Raw genomic sequence first — 21,997 nt, 5'->3', positions numbered from 1 at the left:
CTCCATGAGCAAGCCGCTGTTGTCCATCGGTATGATCGTACGCAATGACATCCGCAGCATCGAGCGATGCCTGCGTGCGCTTCAGCCCCTGCGTGATGCAATTTCGTGCGAGCTGGTCATTGCGGACACCGGCTCTACAGATGGCACAAGGGCGGTGGCTGCCCATTATGCCGATCTTCTCTTTGACCTCACTTGGCCCAATGACTTTTCTGCCGCCCGCAACGCGGTCATGGAACGCTGCCAGGGTGCATGGTATTTTACCGTCGATGCCGATGAGTATCTGGATGACCCGGACGAGCTAATCGCCTTTTTAAAAAATCCAAATAAAAACCCCACCGTGGCCTCTTTGCTGGTGCTCCAGCGGAACTATACCACCCGTACTATGGATGGAGAGTACAGCGATTTTCCAGCAGAACGCCTGCTGCGCATGGATACCGGCCTGCGCTATCAGGGGGCAATTCACGAATATTGGCCTGTGCGGGAAGCAGGCTTTTATTCTGGTCTGCTTTCCAAGACCATTCTTCGACACGATGGATATACCTACGCCACACCGGAAGAGGCACAGGCGAAAGCCCGCCGTAATCTGACTCTTCTGGAGCGTTTGATCCAGCAGTTCCCGCTGAGCTGCCGGCGCATGGTACAGTGCCTGGAGTCTTCCTTGATTTTTCCCGAGGAGGCTTGGCGCTTTGCCCAAATGGGAATAGAGCTGGTGGCACAAAAACCATCTGAGGAGCCGTGGAAGTGGGAGTGGGAACGATTTGGACCGGCCGTTGTTTCCCTCTCTGTACGCTGTGCTGCCATGTATGGCCATAACCAGGAGCAGGAGAAATGGAGTATACTAGCAAGGAAAATTTTCCCGGATAGCCTATATACGCAGGTTGATGTATCATTTCTCGCTGTAAAATGGTATGATAAGTGTGGGAATCACTCAGGCGTATTGCGGTATTATGCGCTTTACCAGCAAGGCCTGGACCGTATTGAGCATGAGCCAAAGCTGCTCCAGTTTTGTGTCAGCAAGTTGTTTGGCGCTCTGCCCAGCGCACGGCGGGAAGCGTTCATCAGCTATCTGAACAGTCTCTATGCGCTTGGTGCGTATGAGCAGATGGAGAGAGCACTGGTTGCCGCTCCCCTGTCGGAGGAAGATCCGAAAGAATGTCTGCGCTTTCTGGGGTATTTAAAACTACTCTATCAGGCAGGGGTTTCTGTGGAGCGGTTGGTTTGCCGCTTGGCCCCGGTTCTTACAGACACAGAACTGTCTCCCTCACGGCTAGAATTGGTACAGGCCGCTGGTGAACTGTTTGCGGATGGTTCGGAGCGTCCTGCATATGAGCTCTTTGAGCCGCTGAAGGAGACCGATTTGGGTCGGGCAGTTCAGTTGATGAAGTGTACAGATCCTAAAACAGCGGGCTATTGGATGGAGCAGGTTGAAAATTGGCAGGATATTCCTGCGCCTGTTTTGGCTCACCTGTTGGAATATGCGATTCCCCTCCCGAACGTATTTTTCCAACTGAGTTCAGATGTTCTGCGCCGATTGGCGGGAGAGATTGTAATGACATGGTCCGATGCAGCGCATAAAGTCCTGGGTCTTCATCCCCAGATGGAGCACTGTGCGGACGTGTCTCAACTGCAATTTTTCTTTGACCTTTCCCTTGCGGCGCTGCGCAGGGAAACCTGGGAGGATGCGGTTTCCAGCGCGGCCTTGATGCGTCTGTGTGTCTCTCTATCAGAGCGATATCTGCCTGCTTATTACAACCCTGTGCTTCTTTCTCAGCCAGAGCACTGGAATGTACTGCCTGGGCTGCACCAGTTTATGCTCCATGTGGGAAAGGCCTCTCAAATTGCGCAAAGTGCTCAACTTTCAGAATATCCTGCAGTGTTGCGAGCTGCCTTAGATGCCGCACCTGTCATGAAACAAGCGGTTGCCTTCCTATTGGAGCACCCTGCCGCATTATGCCCGCCTGCATCTCCAGAGTTACAGGCGTTGGCAGCGCAGATCAACCAGATTCTTGCCAGCTATCCGCCGGATGATCCGGCAGTTGTCCAACTTAAGGCCAGCCCGGCCTATCAGAAGGTGGCTTATTTACTGGATGGAGGCATCCTGCAATGAAAGTTGTTATCTTAGCCGGTGGTTTGGGTACCCGCATTAGTGAGGAGAGCCATTTAAAGCCAAAGCCCATGATTGAAATTGGGGATACTCCAATTTTGTGGCACATTATGAAGTATTATTCTTCCTTTGGCTTTAATGAGTTTATTATCTGCTGCGGATACAAAGGCTATATTATTAAAGAGTATTTTGCAGACTATTATTTGCATAGAAGCGACGTCACGTTTGATTTTGCTCATGACAATCGGATGATCGTTCATAATAATGTGGCCGAACCATGGAAAGTTACGTTGGTAGATACGGGCCTGAATACCATGACCGGAGGACGGCTCAAGCGTGTCCAAAAATACTTGGATCAGGAACCATTTATGATGACGTATGGAGATGGCGTATCGGATGTGGACCTGAATCGTCTGTTGGAATTTCATAAACAAAATAAAAAGTACGCCACTATCACGGCTATCCAGCCTGGCGGACGTTTTGGCGTTTTGGAAATTGACCAGGACCAGACTGTACGGAGATTTACAGAAAAGGCAAAAGAAGACGGCGGATGGATCAATGCTGGTTTCATGGTGTTGGAACCAGACATATTCCAATATATAGACGGTGACGACACTGTTTTTGAGCGGGAACCGTTGGAGCGACTGGCACAGGAAGGAAAGCTGACAGCATATAAACATCAGGGATTTTGGAAGTGTATGGATACTTTAAGAGATAAAGAGGGTCTGGAGTATCTTTGGAATACACATCAAGCGCAGTGGAAGCGGTGGTGAATGGTATGATAACGAAACAATTAGCGGAAGATTTACAGTATACCTTTGACAAACTCTCTCCTCATGAGCGGGACCAGTTGAAGGGAGCCCGTATTCTTCTGACTGGCTGCGCCGGCTTTTTAGGATTTTATCTGGTCCATTTTCTTTACCAGTTTCGAAAAGAGCTAGATCTGAAACAGGTTATTTGCCTCGACAATTTTATGTTGGGGTATCCTAGATGGATGGATGAAATTTCCCAAGAGTTTCTTGTGAAAAAATTTGACATTATTCATGACAATATTGCCACGATCCCAGAGGCCGTAGATGCCAATTATATTATTCACATGGCATCCATTGCTTCACCGACATTTTATCGTAAATTTCCGATTAAAACCATTGATGCGAATATATGGGGATTGCGGAGCCTGCTGGATTTCTATCGGGAAAAAGATATTAAGGGATTTTTGTTCTTTTCTTCCAGTGAAATCTATGGTGATCCTGCACCAGAGGCCGTACCGACTCAGGAAGAGTATCACGGGGATGTATGCTGCACAGGACCACGTGCCTGCTATGACGAGGCAAAACGATTTGGGGAAACCATGTGCAGACTGTTTTCCCAGGAATATAACATGCCAATTGGTGTGGTGCGCCCGTTTAATAATTATGGCCCCGGCATGAAGATTAATGATAAGCGTGTCCCGGCTGATTTTGCAAAAAATGTGTTGGAAGACAAGGATATTGTGATTTTATCCAATGGAAGCCCTAGCAGAACATTTTGTTATATTGCGGATGCTGTAGCGGGGTATTTAAAGATACTCTTATATGGCAAGTATGATTATTTCAACATTGGAATTGAGAAACCGGAGATTCCCATCAGCAAGCTGGCCGAGATCTATCAAGAACAGGGCAGAGAGATTTTCGGGTATGGTGGAAAAGTTGTTTATGCCGTATCGGAAGATAAGGATTATTTAACGAATAATCCCCAACGTCGGTGCCCAAGTATTCGTAAGGCAAAAGAATGCCTTGGATATCTTCCCACAATCTCTGTAAATGAAGGCGTGCGTCGCTTTCTTCAGTTTTTGAAAGAGAGTCCGGAGGAAAATTTGATATGGTAACAGTTTTTGGATTGGGATTTGTAGGGCTGACAACTGCGCTTGGTTTTGCCCATTTGGGATATAAAGTATACGGTATTGACGTTGATCATCAGCGAAGGGAGACGTTGCAAAACGGGAAACTTCCCTTCCTGGAACCTCAGATGGAGGATGAATTAAAACACCACTTAAATAAAAATTTTATTATTACAGAGGACATAGAACAGGCGGTTTCAGACAGTGAATATATTTTTTACTGTGTTGGAACGCCCTATGGAAAAGAAGGCAGTGCGGATCTTACTTATTTGTTCTCCGCTATTGATACAACGATTGCTGCAATTAAGGACGAAAGATATAGAATACTCATAACAAAATCGACCATTCCACCATCCACAACAGCGGAAAAAATTTATCCCTACGTCCAGGGCAAAGGACAGGTAGCGCAACATATAGGGATTGCCAATAATCCTGAGTTTTTGCGGGAAGGGCATTGCTGGGATGACTTTATCCATGCGGACAGAATTGTGCTGGGATGCAATGATACCGTGTCTGAAAAAATGCTTAAAAAGCTGTATGAGCCCATGGGAATACCGATTTATTGTGTTTCATATACCACAAGTGAGTTTATTAAATACCTATCCAATACGCTTCTGGCAACCATGATTAGCTACTCAAACGAAATGTCCCATATTGCAGATACAATTGGCGGAATTGATGTAGCGGATGCGTTTCATATCCTTCATATGGATAAACGATGGAATCATTGTGATATGACGAGCTATGTGTATCCGGGATGTGGTTATGGAGGGTATTGCTTACCAAAAGATACATGCGCATTATTTGCACAATCTGTTGCAAAGGGCTTTGAACCGCCGATTCTTAAACATGTGATCGAGACAAATCAAAATAGGGCTAAGATTGTTGCAGAGAAAATTATACAAGGGCAGCATCGTGATGATGTAATAGGAATATTGGGCTTGTCGTTTAAACCTGGCTCAGATGATGTTAGAGATAGTGCTGCATATAAAGTTATAAAAGAACTTCAAAATCTGGGCTACAACAAGATTGTTGCATTTGATCCAGCGGCCATGCAGGAGTTTAGGAGAGCTTATCCGGATATAAACATTCAATATCTGTCTTCTGCGGAAGAAGTTTATAATTGTTCAAATATTGTTGCGATGATTACCGCATGGGATTCGTTTTTAGAGCTTGCAGCAACAAAAATGGAAAAAACAATTGATTGCCGTTATGCGTTGAGCAGAAGTATATAAAGACCGTGTTTAATATAGGAGAAAAAAGATGGATAAAGCCACAATACTGAAGATGGTAGCGGAATATGTCAAAGAACATCACCAGCAGAAGCCATATAAAACAGGAGATAGGATCAACTATGCGGGTCGTGTATTTGACGAGCGAGAAGTTTGTAATCTTGTTGACTCAGCACTGGACTTTTGGCTGACGGCAGGTGCTTATACAAATAAATTCGAAAAAGGATTGGCTGAATTTCAAGGGGTGCCCTACTGCTCACTTGTGAACTCAGGCTCCTCAGCAAATTTGCTGGCAGTAGCTGCGTTGACCTCACCATTGCTAAAAGAACGTCGCCTAAAAAAGGGTGATGAGATCATTACCGTTGCTGCGGCTTTTCCAACCACAGTATCTCCCATTATTCAGTGCGGAGCGGTACCAGTATTTGTTGATATTGATATTCCCTCTTATAACATTGATGTGGACTATCTGGAGCAAGCATATTCTGAGAAGACAAAAGCTGTATTTTTGGCCCATAGTTTGGGCAATCCATTTGATCTTGCCCGTGTGAAACAGTTTTGTGATAAGCATAATCTGTGGCTGATTGAAGATAATTGTGATGCTTTGGGTGGGACATATGAGCTCGACGGCCAAGTCAGAAAAACAGGGACAATTGGTGACATTGGTACTTCCAGCTTCTATCCAGCGCATCAAATGACAATGGGCGAGGGTGGAGCGGTATATACTTCAAATCCTCTGCTGCATAAAATCATCCGTTCTTTGCGCGACTGGGGACGGGAATGTGCGTGCTCTGGCGGGCAGGATAATCTTTGCGGTCATCGCTTTGATGGACAGTTTGGTACACTTCCAAAGGGCTATGATCACAAATATGTGTATTCTCATCTGGGATATAATTTAAAGACAACTGAAATGCAGGCGGCGATTGGAACAGCACAGCTTGAAAAGCTAGATCATTTTGTAAGAAGAAGACAAGAAAATTGGCGTTATATGAGAGAGCAGCTGAGTTGTCTCAGCAGCCAGTTGATTCTTCCGGAAAAGCAGGTAGGTGCAGAGCCCTGCTGGTTTGGGTTTATTGTTGCAACTAGACCCGAGTGCCCCAAAACCCGCAATGAAATCGTTGCTCATTTAGAGAAACACAACGTTCAGACCAGAAACTTGTTTGCTGGAAATATATTGCGGCATCCATGCTTTGAAACTTATAAAAATGGAATAGACTATCGAGTCGTTGGAAACTTGGAGCGTACAGATTATGCTATGCACCATGCTTTTTGGGTGGGCGTTTATCCTGGAATGACAGTAGAGATGTTGGATGAAATGGTACGCCTTATCAAAGAGGCAATTGCTGAATAATTGTATAAGGAAGAGGGAGTAACCATGATTAACGGGATAGAAATTTTTGATTGTTCGTTAAGAGAGATTGGCTATCAGACGGGATGGTATTTTTCTCCCAAAACAGCCACTGATATTTATATTTTTGCCCAGGCAAAAGGAATTGACTATGTAGAGCTTGGATTTTTCCATAATGAGCAGGCCGACCCTGGCAGAGGAAATTTCCGTTACTGCAGTTTAAGAAATGATGAGATCAAAGAGATTTTTCAGAAGACAAAAAACACCACAAAATTATCTGCTATGAGGGATATTCAGCGTCCATTGTCCCCGCTTCTGCCGGCAAAAGACAGTATAATAGACACCATTCGGCTGCTGACACGTTCTTCTGAAACCGATTTTGAAATTTTGGATAAATATGCGACAGAAGCGTTGGAACTTGGATACGAAGTGTTTATTAATTTTACCAGCTCGGGACATAATACAATCGAGCAAAATATTGAGTTTGCTGAGTTTGCGAAAGCCAAAGGGGTACACGCAATTGAATTTGCAGACACAGAAAGTGTAATGACAGAGGAATATGTCAAAAACACGATTCATGAATGTCATAAAGTTGGGGTTCGTATGGGGTGTCATTTCCATGATCGCAATGGCACGGCTGAAAAACTGGCAGATCTCGCTATTGCAGAAGGTGCGGATTATATGGATGTGACCCATATTGGATTGGGCGGCAAATGGCGTGACGGAAATCTCACCATGGAGTACCTTTTGAGAAAGATGGGTATCACTGGTGGTTATGAAGCTACTATTATAAAAAATGAGATTATTGAGGACTTAATTCGGTATCACGAATTTAGTGCAGCGGTATAGTGGGAGGAATGGGATGAGCGCTTTACAATTAGAGCAACAATTGGAAAGAGCTTTTGACTCTGCTATAAAGCGAAACAGTTTTAGCAAAGTGAATCTGCTAAAGAGGGCAGATCACATCTGCGTCTTTGGACTTGGAAAATACTTTGGAGAAGCTTTTATTCAGCAGAATGTACGCAAGCGATTCCAAGTCGACTATCTATGTGATAATAATGAAGGGCGGCTTGCTGAACTCAAGCAGGATGACAGATTTCAAGACCTTCATATTATATCACCCAATGAACTGAAAAAATTGAAAAATACAGTTGTAATTTTTATGTTGGGGGATCCTAGAACAGCGATAGAGCAGATCAAAGAACTAGTAGGAATTGAAAACTGCATTTCTTACAATGATTTGGTACTTGATGATATTATGGGTTCTGATAAAGAACTGAACGATTATACAGCTTCAAAAGCAGAACTTTTTACAGTTTTTGATCTTCTTGCTGACGATCTTTCAAGAGAAATATACACAAATATTTTTTGCTTAAGAGTTGCACCAGATCTGGCAAATACAACCTATGAAGCAATGTGTACCTTACCGCAGTACTTTCCTCAAGATATTATTCAACTAACACAAGATGAATGTTTTGTAGATTGTGGTGCTTATATTGGAGATACCCTTGAAATTTTTTCTAATTTAACGGATGCAAAGTTTAAAAAGTATTATGCTTTTGAATTAGATGAGAATAATTTTGCGGAACTACTAAAAAAAGGGGAGCTTATTCAAGCCAATTCTAAAAACGGTGCAAAAGTAATTTGTTATCCATATGGAGTTTGGAAAGAAGATACCATGATTTCTTATGGAACGATGGCATCTGCTGATAGTTATAGTGTTTATAATCCTCGTGAAGTAAAGACAGCAAGAATGATCAAGCTGGATAGTCTTTTACGCCATGAAAAGGTTTCCTTTATTAAAATGGATATTGAAGGTTCTGAGCTGGAAGCACTCAAAGGAGCTCAAACGATTATAAAAGAGCAGCGCCCTAAAATGGCTATATGTGTATACCATAAGATTGAAGATTTATGGAAAATTCCTCTATTTCTTCATAAAATAAATCCTGAGTACAAAATTTATATTAGGCACCATGCAAAGTTTTGGGTATCAGAAACCGTTTGTTATGCAATTCCATAAAGGTATTTTACTTATGTTGCTATTTTGTTCAGGGCGTAATACAAATGTATTTTAACTGGTCTGGCATAACTGTACCACAAGGAGCAACCATACATGATAAAAATTTCTGACTATATAATGCAATATATTGAGGCCTTAGGTGTAAGGAAGGTGTTTTACGTTTCAGGGGGAGGTGCGATGCATTTAAATGATTCTCTTGGAAGGCAAGAGAATCTGGAAGGTGTATGTATGCTTCATGAGCAAGGCGCCTCTATTGCGGCTGAAGCCTATGCAAGGATCAGTGAAGGTTATGGTGTTTGCCTTGTGACTAGCGGTCCTGGTGGCACAAATGCACTTACTGGTTTGGTTGGCGCTTACCTTGACTCTATACCTGTTATCTTTTTATCAGGGCAAGTTAAAAGAGAAGATTTGGTTGGAACACAAGGAATTCGTCAATTCGGCATTCAGGAAGTTGACATTATTTCTATGGTACGGTCTCATACCAAATATGCCGTACAGATTAATCGCCCAGAAGATATTCGGTACGAGTTAGAAAAAGCAGCAGCAGTTGCAGTTCATGGACGCCCCGGCCCAGTTTGGATCGATATTCCGTTAGATATTCAGGCGATGTGTATTGAGCCTGGTTCTTTGCGTGGATTCGATGTGGGGATGCTTCCTCAATACCCTGTGAAAGATACAGATATTACAAAAGCAATTGAGCTGTTTAATTGCTCTAAGCGGCCTGTTCTCTTATTGGGGCATGGTATTCGCCTTAGCCATGCAGTAAAAGAAGCGCGAGAGCTATATGAGTATCTTGGTATTCCTGTTCTGACCTCATGGAATGGTGTTGATTTAATAGAAGAGGATCACCCGCTTTATTATGGCCGCCCTGGCTCTGTAGGCCATAGGGCGGCCAATCTCATTCAGCAGAATGCTGATTTTGTGCTGACGATCGGCAGCCGGCTTAATTTGCTAAATACAGGCTATAACTATGCGGGCTTTTTGAAAAATGCAACCCACGTTATGGTGGACATTGATGTACATGAAATGGAAAAGAAAAGTGTACATCCTCAATTAAAAATCGTATGTGATGCAAAGGCATTTCTTTGTGCCATATTGAAACGAAAGACAGAGCTCAAAAAGATAGATAGGCAGAAGTGGTTAGAACGTTGTAATATATTGTGGAAAAAATATCCTACATTTATTCCTGAGCAAGCTGCAAGAGAAGGATATGTAAGCAATTATCATTTGATAGATGAGGTTTGTCGCCAAATGAAGTCGAATGATATTTATCAGTTTACCAGTTCTGGTACAACTGTAGATATTGCGATGAAAACATTTCGTATTCAATGGGGACAAAGGGCCTTTTTGACAAAAGGGCTTGCAGCTATGGGATATGATGTTCCGGCCAGCATTGGTTCTTGCATTGCATCAAATGGGCGCAGAACAGTATGTGTAACAGGCGACGGCAGTATAGCAATGAATATGCAGGAATTGGAAGTTATTAAAAGAAGAAATCTGCCAATTAAAATATTTGTGTCTGATAATAAAGGGTACAGTATGATTTATGGTTCCCAAAGTGGAAATTTTAATGGGCATCTTACTGGTTGTACGCAAGAATCAGGCTTGACTTTACCTGATATGAAAAAAATTGCTGAAGCGTTTGGTATTAAAGGAATGCACATTGAAACAGAAGAGCATCTTTCTGAACACGTTGCAGCAGTTTTAGATTATGATGGCCCGGTTGTATGTACATTTCATGCGGATATTACGCAAAAGATCCTGCCGAAACAGGCGAATTATATGCGTGAGGATGGCCAGATGGCGAGCCGGCCATTAGAGGATATGACTCCATTGCTAGACCGAGATGAATTGGCAGAATGTATGGCATATAACGAATAGTCACAACAAGGAGTTCATAATGAGAGCGATTGTTACAGGGGCCACAGGATTTATTGGGATAGCTTTATGTAAGGAATTGTTGGAACAGTTATATGAAGTAACAGCAGTTATTCGGCCAGGAACAAAAAAACGGGAGAAACTGGAGCGAAGCTTATCGGAAAATAGGTTTGCCCAAAATCATTTGCGGATTCTTGAACTTCCACTGGATCAATTAACGGACCTTTCGGAAAAATATCATATAGAGGCAGATGTATTTTTTCATTTAGCATGGAATGGTTCATCTGGTTCCGATAGAGAGATATTTGAAGTACAATATAAAAATTTGCAGTATACTGCCAATGCTATACAGGCAGCTAAGGCATGTGGATGTACAAAGATCATAGGTGCAGGCAGCCAAGCTGAATATGGTGTTGTGCATGGGATTGCGAGAGAAGAGAAAACGGTACCCCGTCCATTTATGATGTATGGAGCAGCAAAACTAGCAGCTTATCATATGGGGAAAGTGTTAGCGGAGCAAATAGGAATTACATTTGTTTGGCCAAGAATTTATAGTGTATATGGTGTAGGCGAAAATCAAGGCACACTGGTAAACTATGTTATTGATACGCTTAAAAAGGGTGAGGTCCCACAGTTAACATCCTGCGAAAATATGTGGAATTTTATGTATATTACAGATTGTGTCCGCGCACTGCGTATTTTGGGAGAAGCACCGCATGCAGAGGGGATCTATCATGTTGCATCGAAAGACACAAGAATCTTAAAGGACTTTGTAAAAGAAATCAGAGATGTGATTGCACCCACAGGCCAGTTACAGTTTGGAGCAAAAGCATGCGATCTTAGCAGGACCTTTTGGATGGAACCTGAATGTGACAGACTTTATGATCTGTCATTTGAGTGTCGGGTGGATTTTGCTAATGGAATTCAGAGCATAGGGGTGTCGGAAATATGATGGAAAAAGATATGCGGGAAAGACTAAATGCTATTATTCAGAGTGCCAAGAGTTCAAAAAGGTATTGTAAGCAAACATGGGTTCGTTCCTTTAACAACGTTTGTATATATGGACTGGGAAAATTCTTTAGAGATGTTTTTGAAGACAGAGAACTTAAGAAAAAATTGGGTGTAAACTACCTATCTGACGCAGATCAAAGTAAATGGCATCAAATGTTTTATGGTATAGAATGTGTGCCACCAGAGCATTTGAAGGGAGTTAAGGACTTAGTAGTTATTGTCTTGATTGGTGGAGACACAAAGGAGGTAGAAAAGAAATTTAAAACTTGGAATATACCATATATTCTGGGATATGAACTACTTCTTGAGATGTCAATCCATGGGGAGATAAATAAAGACGATTTTGAAAAAAATACAATTTTAGATGTTTTTGAAAGTATCAATTCGGCCAGATCAAAAGAACTATACGTAGAGATCTTGGCACAAAGGCTGGCGCCAGAACAGAGTACAAAAACTTATGAAGAGCTGTTTTCGCCAACCGATTATTTTGACCAAAGTTGTTATCATATCACTGACAATGAGGTGTTTGTAGACTGCGGAGCTTACAATGGAGATACTATAAAAGAGTTTCTTAACACAGTAAAAGATTTCGATAGCATCTATGCCTTCGAGATGGAAGAAAATAACTATAAACAGTTGACTGCATATGTGCATACTTTAGAAGAAAAGAAGAGGAATAAAATTAATTGTTACCATGCAGGAGTCTGGAATGAAAAAACAATACTAACATATGGAAATGAGGAAAAATCATCAAAAGATGCATTTAGTGTATTAAAAAATCGACATGGAGTAAAAGTCGAGGCTATCAAATTAGACAATGTACTTAGCGGTAAAAAAGTTACGTGGATTAAAATGGATATTGAAGGTGCCGAACTTAATGCTTTGATGGGCGCAGAGCAAATTATTAAATCTCAGCGGCCAAAGCTAGCGATTTGCCTTTATCATAAAATAGATGATTTTTGGAAAATTCCAAGCTATTTAAAAAGTTTAGTTCCTGATTACCAATTTAAAATTCGTCATCATAGTAATTATAACTTTTATGGAACGGTTCTATATGCCGAGTGAATTGAAAAATAATGTTGTATTCCTCCATAAATTTAATTGCATAATAAGTGGACTTTGGATTTTAAGAGAAAAATTAGAAAGAAGGATTGACAGTTGGTGTTGAAAAAAGAGATGCGTGAACGACTAAAAGATATTATAGAAACTGCTAAGAATACAAAAAGTTACTGTAAGCAAACATGGGTTCGTTCGTTTGAGAACGTTTGTGTATATGGACTAGGACAATTTTTTAAAGATGCTTTTGCATACAGGGAACTTAAGGAAAGATTGGGTGTAAACTATTTATCTGATTCGGATGAAAGTAAATGGTACCAAACATTTTATGGTATAGAATGTGTGCCGCCGAAAGATTTAAAAAATATTCAGAATTTAGTGGTTATTATTTTAGTTGGAGCACCAAAAGAGTTGGAGGAGCAATTTAAGGCTTGGAATATACCGTATGTTCGAGGATATGACCTAGTTCTCGAAATGGCAATTCACGGGGAAATAGATGAAGTTGATTTTGAAAAAAATACAATTTTAGATGTTTTTGAAAGTATCAATTCGGCCAGATCGAAGGAAATATATGTGGAAGTCTTGGCACAGCGGTTGGCACCACAATTTAGCACAAAATACTTTGATGAGTTGTGTTCTCCGGCGACCTATTTTGATCATAGTTGTTATGAGATAACAGACAATGAAACATTTGTAGATTGTGGAGCCTACAATGGAGATACAGTAAGAGATTTTCTTAGTGTAGTAAAAGATTTTGATGGGATTTACTCCTTTGAAATGGAAGGAAGTAACTTTAGGCAATTGACAGCATATGTACATAGTTTAGAGGAATCTAAAAGAAATAAAATTTATTGTTACCATGCAGGGGTATGGGACGACAAAATAACACTAAAATATGGAAATGAGGAAACGGCGCCAAAGGAGGGCTTTAGTCTATTAAAAGATGAGAATGGAGTAGAAGTTCAGGCTGTTAAACTGGATGACATACTTAGTGGAAAAAGAGTGACATGGATAAAAATGGATGTTGAAGGAGCGGAGCTTAAAGCTCTCAAAGGCGCAGAGCAAATTATCAAATCTCAGCGGCCAAAGCTAGCAATTTGTATCTATCATAAGATAGAAGATTTGTGGACAATTCCAACTTATTTAAAAAGTTTAGTTCCTGATTATAAATTTGAAATTCGTCACCATACTAACACTTTGGGTGATACAGTTTTATATGCACACTGAGCTAAGTTAAGAAACTTTAAGATGTAGCATTTTTTGATGAAAGTGGGTATTGCACAGTCATGGATATAGAACAGTATTACAAAAAAGTGCATAGTGGAGATAAAGTTGATAATTCTGAATTACTTACTTATATAAAAGCGTTTCCCTGTATCATATTATGGGGAGCAAGTTATTTAGGAAAAGAAATTGGGAAATATCTTGTAAATCATAACATTTCCATTGATAGTTATTGGGATATGCGTGCCGATGAAATAGGCCATATAAACGAAATATGTGTAAATAGCCCTTTTCCAGATGCAGATGCTGATATAAAACAAAATACTCTTATTATATTATGTATTGGAAATACGGCAATACACAATAATTTGATGCAGCGATTAAGAGAGCATGGATATAATCATATTCTATTAGGTGACAAGATATTTATGGGTGCGGTATGCCCATTTGATTCGACGACAGGAGTAAATGGACTGGTATGCAATGGTTCAATGACTTGTAGGAGTATGTTTTGTTCCAGATTGCAAAATATTGTAAAAAATAAATATAATCATGGCGGACTATTTTTAGAAAATCTTACGTTTATGATTACAACCCATTGTAGCTTAGGATGTAAGTATTGCGTTTCTTATATAAATAGTTACCCTAAAGAACGGAGAGCATATTTTAGCTATGATCAGATTGCCAAAGATATTGATGCAATCTTTGATGATGTAGATGCTGTGGGTTCAATTACAGTACAAGGCGGAGAACCTTTTCTGCACCCAGATTTAGATAAAATAATTAAAAAGCTCCTGGAAAAAAGAAACTTTGGTATTTTATCTATAGCTACAAATGGTATTTTTCAAATTTCAAAGGAGAAGTTAGAGAGCCTTACGGGAGATCAGAGATTAAATGTTGCATTTTCTGGTTACTACGATGCCCTACCCAAAGAACAACTAAATATTTTTTATAGAAACATAGAGTTTTTGAAAGAAAATAATGTTCCTGTCACAGTTGGTGTAAGAATGCCTGAGTGGGCTATTCCACCGACGCTTTGGGACCGGCATTATTCAGAAGAAATTATGATGCAGAAAAAGGCGCAATGTAGAATTCCTGTGCGTTGTATGCAGGTCATGAATGGTAAGCTTTACCCATGCCTGTATAGTGTTTCTTTGCATGGGGTAGGAGTGGCAGATTATCCGGAAGATTATGTATCCTTGGACCAAGAAAATCTGTCAGAAGCCATTGTAAAATTTATAAACCAGCCTTATTATAGATCTTGCGGTCATTGCGGTGGGGGTGGTGGCAGCACAGATATGGCTGGTGAGCAAGGGTTTTATGACTTTGTTACACCTATAGAAGGGGAAGTATAAATGTTTAACCAGAATAAATATTATGAAATTGCACATTCAGGAGAAGTAGTTCCGCACAGTGTTAATCAAGAAATGTTAGATTACATAAAATCTTTTTCTCATGTTATTTTATGGGGGGCAAGTTTTTTAGGTGAAGCGTTAGGCAAGTATTTGTTAGATCATAATGTTAATATTGAAAATTATTGGGATTTGAGAAAAGATGAGCTTAAAGAAGTAAACGGGATAAGTGTAATATCACCATTTTCTACAACTGACAAAGATAATACTCTTGTTATTTTTTGTATTGGCAATAATGTTGTAAGAGGTGCATTACTAGGCGAGTTAAATGAACAAGGGTATAATCATGTACTGCGTGGAGATTATTTATATGAAGGAACTGTTTGTCCTTTTGATTATAAGACGGGTGTTGACTCAAAAGTTTGTCAAGGAAGTATGTGCTGCAGGGCCATGTTCTGTAAAAGAGTTGAGAACATTGTAAAGAAAAAGTCTCCATCAAAGAATCCGTTGTCTATCTATCACATCACATTAACTATTAACCAAAAATGTAGTTTAGGATGTAAATGCTGTACGTCATATATGAATGAATATCCTAAAGAAGATCGTATCAATATGCCTTTTGATCAAATTGAAAAAGATATTGATGCTTTTTTTGACGCCGTGGATAGTGTTGGTTCTGTGACAGTAATGGGCGGAGAACCATTTTTACATCCTGATATCTCTAAAATTATTAAGAAATTACTTCAAAAAGATAACATAGGGCTTATCTGCATTGCTACTACAGGAACATGTGATATATCAGATGAACAGTTAGAAGGGCTTACAGATAAACGAGTAAATGTAAGTTTCTCCAATTATGAGCAAAGTATTGGTGAAGGTCCTAAAAAAAAGATGTATAAAAATATTGAAAAGATGCAGCAAAAAAATATTTCTTATACCGTAGGTGTACATATGCCAGAGTGGATTGTACCATCAACGCTATATTCTCTTGGGGAAACTGTAGAGGAAATGACACAGAAAAAACAAAGGTGCCTTCATCCACCGCGGTGTATGATGATTAAGAATGGTAAATTACATCCTTGCGATTTTGCTGCAGCAGTATATGGACTTAAAATAGCGGACTATACAACGGATTATGTCAATTTGGAAGGAGTAGTAGAACCTAAAAAACTGAAGGAAGATATTCGGAATTTTATAGATCAATCATATTATCAAGTTTGTGGACATTGTCACATTGGCGGAATGGGGATTACCTCTAAAGCTGCAGAGCAGGGATATATGGATTTTAAAAAGCCATTGATTCACGAATAAGAGTAGGAAAATATAGTAAAATACAACGAGATGTGGATGTGTGTTTATGCAAAATCTTTATGTTAAAAAGATTAGTGATGCTTTTGCTCATGCAATTGAAAGTGAATTTGATCGATATGATCGTGAAATTTATATAAAAAAAAGATTTATGGAAGCAAAAACAATTTGCTTTTGGGGTACAGGTGAACATTTTAACAAGTGTTATAAGCTCCCTGGATTTGATTTCGACTATGTTTGTGATAATGATTCATCAAAATGGGGAAAGACATTTAAAGGAAAACGTTGCATTTCAATTGAAGAATTGAAAGCTTTACAAGATCCTATTGTTTTGGTCATGGTTGCTGATTATTTTCCCATTCAAAAGCAATTGAATGAACTGAAAATTGAAAATTATAATTTTGATGATATATATACAAATGCATATGATTCCAAATACAACAAAAAATGGTTTCAAGATAATTTGGATAAAGCTTTGTATGTAGTATCTATATTTGAAGATGAAGTGTCAAGAGAGATATATACTGAAGCAGTATGTAATAGAATAGCACCGCATTTAGCCACTAAAATATTTAATCAGTTAAAATCCTCTGGAGAGTATTTTGGACATGGTTTATTTGATTTTGGACCTCATGAAGTTATGGTAGATGCGGGGGCATATGATGGAGATACTATTTTGAAATTTATTGAAATTGTCAATGGATCATTCGATAAAGTCTATGCATTTGAAATTGAAAAAGATAACTTTAATAAGATGTGCCAGAGACTTGCTGTATATAATCAAGATGGAAGAATTCAATTTATTAATAAAGGCGTATGGAGCCACAAAGCAACACTAAAGTTTGCAGGAAAAGGTATAGCTCCTCATATTTCTGATAATGCCCAAAATGAAATTGATGTTGTGTCAATTGATGAAGTAGTTCAGGGGAACAGAGTCACTTTTATTAAGATGGATGTTGAAGGTTCTGAGCTACCCGCTTTGGAAGGAGCTAGTGAGATAATTAAGAATCAATCGCCCAAACTAGCGATTAGTGCGTATCATTATTTGAGTGATTTGTGGAATGTCCCTTTAAAAATTAAGGAATTCAATCCTAAATATAAAATATATTTGCGTCATCATACGGCAAATGTTGGTGACACAGATTGTTATGCATGTATATGATTGGGGTAAAATATGTTATATAATTATAAACCGCTTGTAAGTATTTGTGTACCAAACTATAATTATGGTAAATATCTAAATCATTGCTTAGATAGTATTTTAAGCCAGACTTATGATAATTATGAAGTGATATTGCATGATAATCATTCGACTGATAACTCCTATGACATAGCACTGTCTTATATTCCAAAGTTCCATGAAAAGGGAATTTATTATAGTGCTGTACAAAATAAGTATAATTTTGGAAGTGATCGGAATAGCAACCTATGTCTTCGAGATTGTGAAGGAGAGCTTATATTAGTTCTTGCTAGTGACGATGCAATTTATCCTGAATTTATTGAAAAATGTGTAGATATATTTGTACAAAACCCGACTGTAAGCATGGTAATGACCCATCGCGATGAAATTAATGAACATGGAATTATAACAAAAACACCAGCCTTTTATAACCAGTCTTGTGTCGTTCCAGGAGAAGATCAGGCCGCAGTATTTATGATGTCTGGTATTGCCATACCTGGACAAAGAATGTATCGAATGGCCTCTGCAATGCAGATAAAGTCATGGAATTGTGGCTTCCAAGTTGCGAACGACTGGTATACAAATGCATTATTTGCATGCGCAGGAGATATTGGTTATATTAATGAACCGCTTATGCAGTACCGAGTACATTCAGGAAATGAAACCAGTGAGTCTGAACGAAATCTGACTGCTGTGATGGAACATTTTCAAATTATTAATAAAATTGCTAAGGTCACATCTGAATACGGCATGACAAAGCCAGCAAAAAGATTGGATGAGGCGACCAAAAAATTAGGAAATATGTGTTTACGCTATGCAATTAAAATGTTATATTCGGGTGATATCATGGCTGCCAAAAGATATTTGTGCCAGTCTCGTGCTTTTGATTTCGAGATTGCGGATTCTGGTCTATATCAAGATTTAAAAGCCTGTATTGATGGAGATCAAAAGGATAGAGTTCAAATGTTACAGAAGATTGAACATACATATACGACAAAAAGAACAGTTTCTTATGATCCGCCCGAAGGATTTATTCCATGGAAGCATTGATAAAAGCTCTCCTATAAAATAAAAAATACCAGTAAATATTAAAAGGGTGCGTCGCAAGTATTGCAACGCGCCCTTTCCTGTACAAATAAAAGAATGGTGAAAAACAATGAATGAAAAAGAATATCTGGCTTTACTAGAAAATTTAATAGATAATTTGGATGAATCCAACGCTGCACAAACTATTCTGACGTTGGATCAATTGGCAGAAATAAAACCAGTTCGTACGAAATGGTATGTTGCACGAGCGTTGGCCATGCTTAAAAGTAAAGCCTATAGTGTAGAAGAAATATATGATGTTTTAAGAGATAAGAGTTGGGCGCTGTACGCATATAATGGCGCTGCAGATGCATTAAAGGCGTATTTACAACTTGTAAGAAGTTATGACGATCCTTTGGATGCAAAAAGAATCTACTACTTGCTTTGCTGCTTTAACCAATGGAATGGGGAATCAAATGAGGAAGAACGGAAATTTATTGAAAAAATTGGCGTAGAAATCAATAATACTTACCAAGCTTTTTTAGATGGCGATCACTCAAAAGCTGTGTTTTTAAAGATGTTAAACTATAGTTATGTGCAGCAAGATCTTGTTGCATATCCTATATTTAGTGCTGCTTATGAAGCTATTTTCCAAGACGATAGTTGCTTTAGGCCGTGGATAAAAGAACTGCCAAATAGTGGAGAGCTAGAATACCGACTGAGGCAGGAAAGTAATCACGTTTTTATAGTTGCTGTCAGTGACTTTGCGGATCAAACTACATGTAAAGCTGTAGCCAAGGCATTAACTCTGCTAAACAAAAAGGTATATTTTATCGACATATCTATTCAAATTGAAGTACAACATACAGTGCAGTTAGAGGAAACTTTGGCAATTACACTACAAAATATCGAAGAAGAAGGTCTTCTTACAACGCTACATCCTATAGAACTCATTCAAAATGGAGAATCCTTAGGAAGCAACATTGATTATGTTATTCAGCATCTCAATCAAAACGAGTTTTACAATGATCATGCTTTGTTGTTAAGCAGTGGCTATCTTATGGACGAGCTCTGCCAAACTCCGTTGCTACAAAAACAAATGGGAAGACTTTATAATTTTCAAACAGATTATTATGAATGTGTCCTTACCTTTGGGTGGTGTGGAGATTATTTATCGTATGTAAGTGAGATTTACGGATTTTCAGTCAAAGAAGCCATAATGCAACCAGCCAAGTGTAAATTTTCCATTGTAATCCCAGCACGTAATTCAGCAACTACACTTTTTCATACCATTAAGACGTGCTTGGAACAGACGTATAAAGGGTCCTATGAAATTGTAGTTAGCGATAATTCAACGGGCGGAAATGCGGAAATCTATTCACTGTGTAAAGAGATTAATGATCCACGCATTATTTATAGAAAAACACCTAGAGATTTGCAACTATGTAAAAGTTTCGAGTATGCGTATCTTCAAGCACATGGAGAATATATATTTGCATTGGGATCAGATGACGGTTTATTACCGTGGGCATTGGAAACTTTGGATAGTGTTACTAAACAGTATCCAGAGGAAGAGATTATTCAATGGGAAAGAGGCTTTTATGCTTGGCCGGGCTTTAACTATGGGCAACAAAATCAATTTATTATTCCACGAGCATACAAAAAAGGGGAATATGGATGTTATTATAAAAGTGGTGCCAGTTATATTGCTACTGTCCTGAAAGAATCTCAGGCTATGTATACGCTGCCCATGATGTATATCAATTCTTGTTTTAAAAGAAGCTATTTTACAACATTGTGGGAGAAAACCGGTCGCTTATGGGATTGGGCTTGTCAGGACATTTATATGGGAGTAATTTCAGCATGTATCAAACCAGTAATTTTAAATCTAGAATATCCACTATCCATTGCAGGGATGAGCAGTGCTTCTATTGGAACAAAATCTAACAAAGGAATTGTCACAGATCAAGAATATATGCAGATCCTCCAAGAGACAAAAGCAGACCACAATATGGGCGGCTTTTGCCGTTCATATCTGGAAAGAGAGATACCCCTTACAAGTACGGATACATGGTCGCTATATTGCAGTTTGCTTAGAGCAATGACTATAGGGGTGCTTTCTGAACAATCTTTGGATGGATTATTTGATTGGAAACAAATATATAAAAAACTTGCAAGTGAATTAGATGTTCGTGATGTCGTTTTTGATAAAAAGATTCATGAAATGAGATATACTGCTATGCGGAAAGGAGAAGAATTTTTATGCTGGTTTGATCAGGAAATTTACTATCATTGCCTGTCTCCAAGAACAATTGATAACAATAGACTTGAAGAAATGAAGCAGGTAAAAAGCTATAAAAAACAAAAAATGCCTGGTGGCGGTATTGTTTTAGATGCGTCAGAATATATGGTTAAAAATGTATATGATGCGGTGAAATTATTTGAAAGAATATTTCACGACAATACTTTCACAATATAGGTAGTTTATATAAGAATATGATGCTATAAAAATAGAATAGTAGAACTATGATGTGAAAATAGCCTTAACTTATCTTTGGGTATCTATTTGTGCACTTTAAGTTATGACCCACTCCTCCGGTGCCTCCTCGGGGCTGAACAGGCAGGGCCCCCGCAGGCAGCGGTACCGGACCTTCCGGAAGCAAACGATATCCCCCGCCTCGTAGCCGTCCCCGTCTCCCGCTGGGCGGCTCCATAAGGGCACCCCCTGGCTGTCCACCCCAATGGCCTCATAGAGCTCTGGGGCCTGCTCCGGTGAACAGCCGGGACTGGAGCGATGGTCCAGCGTTACCTGATAGAGCTGGGGGTCTCCCACTCCGTTGGTCCCCCAGCGAATGTACTCACCCGTTTGATAGACAGCTCCGGGGGTAAACTCCGGGTAGACCCAGGCAACCTCCATGGCCTGGGCCGGTTCCAGTTGGGCGGCAAACAGTTGGAGCAACCGGTAAAGCTGCTGGGCCTCCCCCTTGGTATGGGGCGAAAAAGAAAACATAGAATCCGACATAGCTCATCCCTCCTGAGGGGGAGCGGCGCTTCCCCGTTTACCTATGGTGAAACAGGGGGCTTTGGTGTACGTTTGCATACACCCAACAAAAAATATTTTTCAGCAGAAAACAGGAACGGCCCGCCGTACGGCGGGCCGTTCCTCAGCCTGTCGAAAAAGTCCAGCGAAAGTAAGCGTAAAAACAGTCGGCGACTTGTCAGTAAAGAAAGCCTCTGCCAAACTATAAGAGTCTGAGGAAGTGCATGGTAGTACAAGGTAGTACCAGAGAGTATCCCAGACTCCAAGATAGTGAGGTGCAGGCATGGAGAAGGCGGCAAGTTTACAGAGAGCCAATCAACAACAGCGGTTGGTGGAATGGAG

General features: G+C 39.8%; 17 protein-coding genes. 16 read left to right on the top strand and 1 reads right to left on the bottom strand.

What is annotated here, in order from left to right; translation table 11 throughout:
* The first annotated feature begins 4 nt into the window (after positions 1-4).
* The 16 genes from Q0J75_RS12425 to Q0J75_RS12350 all read left to right on the top strand — a co-directional run bounded on the left by Q0J75_RS12425 (position 5) and on the right by Q0J75_RS12350 (position 21,094).
* Positions 5-2,107 (top strand): glycosyltransferase, encoded by a 2,103-nt coding sequence (locus tag Q0J75_RS12425; protein WP_297201834.1) that lies wholly within the window; start codon positions 5-7, stop codon positions 2,105-2,107.
* Positions 2,104-2,877, top strand: coding sequence for a glucose-1-phosphate cytidylyltransferase (gene rfbF / locus Q0J75_RS12420; RefSeq protein ID WP_297201831.1), 774 nt, complete (start codon positions 2,104-2,106; stop codon positions 2,875-2,877). The genes Q0J75_RS12425 and rfbF overlap by 4 nt, the downstream gene beginning before the upstream one ends.
* A gap of 5 nt (positions 2,878-2,882) precedes the next feature.
* Positions 2,883-3,971, top strand: coding sequence for an NAD-dependent epimerase/dehydratase family protein (locus Q0J75_RS12415; protein WP_297201829.1), 1,089 nt, complete (start codon positions 2,883-2,885; stop codon positions 3,969-3,971).
* Positions 3,965-5,218, top strand: a complete 1,254-nt coding sequence (locus Q0J75_RS12410) for a UDP-glucose dehydrogenase family protein (RefSeq protein WP_297201826.1) — start codon at positions 3,965-3,967, stop codon at positions 5,216-5,218. Before Q0J75_RS12415 ends, Q0J75_RS12410 begins: the two co-directional genes overlap by 7 nt.
* Before the next feature lie 28 nt (positions 5,219-5,246).
* Positions 5,247-6,563 (top strand): lipopolysaccharide biosynthesis protein RfbH, encoded by a 1,317-nt coding sequence (gene rfbH, locus Q0J75_RS12405; protein ID WP_297201823.1) that lies wholly within the window; start codon positions 5,247-5,249, stop codon positions 6,561-6,563.
* A 24-nt stretch (positions 6,564-6,587) separates the two neighbouring features.
* Positions 6,588-7,409, top strand: coding sequence for a pyruvate carboxyltransferase (locus Q0J75_RS12400; protein WP_297201820.1), 822 nt, complete (start codon positions 6,588-6,590; stop codon positions 7,407-7,409).
* A 13-nt stretch (positions 7,410-7,422) separates the two neighbouring features.
* Positions 7,423-8,580, top strand: a complete 1,158-nt coding sequence (locus tag Q0J75_RS12395; protein WP_297201817.1) for an FkbM family methyltransferase — start codon at positions 7,423-7,425, stop codon at positions 8,578-8,580.
* Between the two features lie 93 nt (positions 8,581-8,673).
* Positions 8,674-10,461 (top strand): thiamine pyrophosphate-binding protein, encoded by a 1,788-nt coding sequence (locus Q0J75_RS12390; protein ID WP_297201814.1) that lies wholly within the window; start codon positions 8,674-8,676, stop codon positions 10,459-10,461.
* A 19-nt stretch (positions 10,462-10,480) separates the two neighbouring features.
* Positions 10,481-11,410: an NAD-dependent epimerase/dehydratase family protein gene (locus Q0J75_RS12385; protein ID WP_297201812.1), complete on the top strand. Its 930-nt coding sequence runs from the start codon at positions 10,481-10,483 to the stop codon at positions 11,408-11,410.
* A complete protein-coding gene (locus tag Q0J75_RS12380) occupies positions 11,407-12,534 on the top strand; it encodes an FkbM family methyltransferase (RefSeq protein ID WP_297201809.1) in 1,128 nt (375 codons plus the stop codon). The genes Q0J75_RS12385 and Q0J75_RS12380 overlap by 4 nt, the downstream gene beginning before the upstream one ends.
* Before the next feature lie 96 nt (positions 12,535-12,630).
* Positions 12,631-13,752: an FkbM family methyltransferase gene (locus Q0J75_RS12375; protein ID WP_297201883.1), complete on the top strand. Its 1,122-nt coding sequence runs from the start codon at positions 12,631-12,633 to the stop codon at positions 13,750-13,752.
* 59 nt (positions 13,753-13,811) lie between these two features.
* Positions 13,812-15,104: a radical SAM protein gene (locus tag Q0J75_RS12370; protein ID WP_297201806.1), complete on the top strand. Its 1,293-nt coding sequence runs from the start codon at positions 13,812-13,814 to the stop codon at positions 15,102-15,104.
* Positions 15,105-16,412, top strand: a complete 1,308-nt coding sequence (locus tag Q0J75_RS12365; protein ID WP_297201803.1) for a radical SAM protein — start codon at positions 15,105-15,107, stop codon at positions 16,410-16,412.
* Positions 16,413-16,458: 46 nt separating this feature from the next.
* The gene (locus Q0J75_RS12360) at positions 16,459-17,571 is read left to right on the top strand and encodes an FkbM family methyltransferase (protein ID WP_297201800.1); all 1,113 of its coding nucleotides are present in this window, start codon (positions 16,459-16,461) and stop codon (positions 17,569-17,571) included.
* A 12-nt stretch (positions 17,572-17,583) separates the two neighbouring features.
* On the top strand, positions 17,584-18,639 hold the full coding sequence (locus tag Q0J75_RS12355; RefSeq protein WP_297201798.1) for a glycosyltransferase family 2 protein: 1,056 nt from the start codon (positions 17,584-17,586) through the stop codon (positions 18,637-18,639).
* Positions 18,640-18,745: 106 nt separating this feature from the next.
* Positions 18,746-21,094 carry a glycosyltransferase family A protein gene (locus Q0J75_RS12350; RefSeq protein WP_297201795.1) on the top strand — a complete coding sequence of 783 codons (2,349 nt, stop codon included), beginning with the start codon at positions 18,746-18,748 and terminating at the stop codon, positions 21,092-21,094.
* A gap of 96 nt (positions 21,095-21,190) precedes the next feature.
* On the opposite strand, the gene Q0J75_RS12345 is transcribed toward Q0J75_RS12350, so the two are convergent.
* On the bottom strand, positions 21,191-21,637 hold the full coding sequence (locus Q0J75_RS12345; protein ID WP_297201792.1) for a hypothetical protein: 447 nt from the start codon (positions 21,635-21,637) through the stop codon (positions 21,191-21,193).
* Positions 21,638-21,997 lie beyond the last annotated feature (360 nt).

Origin of the sequence: uncultured Flavonifractor sp., assembly GCF_944385615.1 — a bacterium.
Classification (GTDB): domain Bacteria; phylum Bacillota; class Clostridia; order Oscillospirales; family Oscillospiraceae; genus Flavonifractor.
This window is presented reverse-complemented; position numbering and strand designations above follow the sequence as displayed.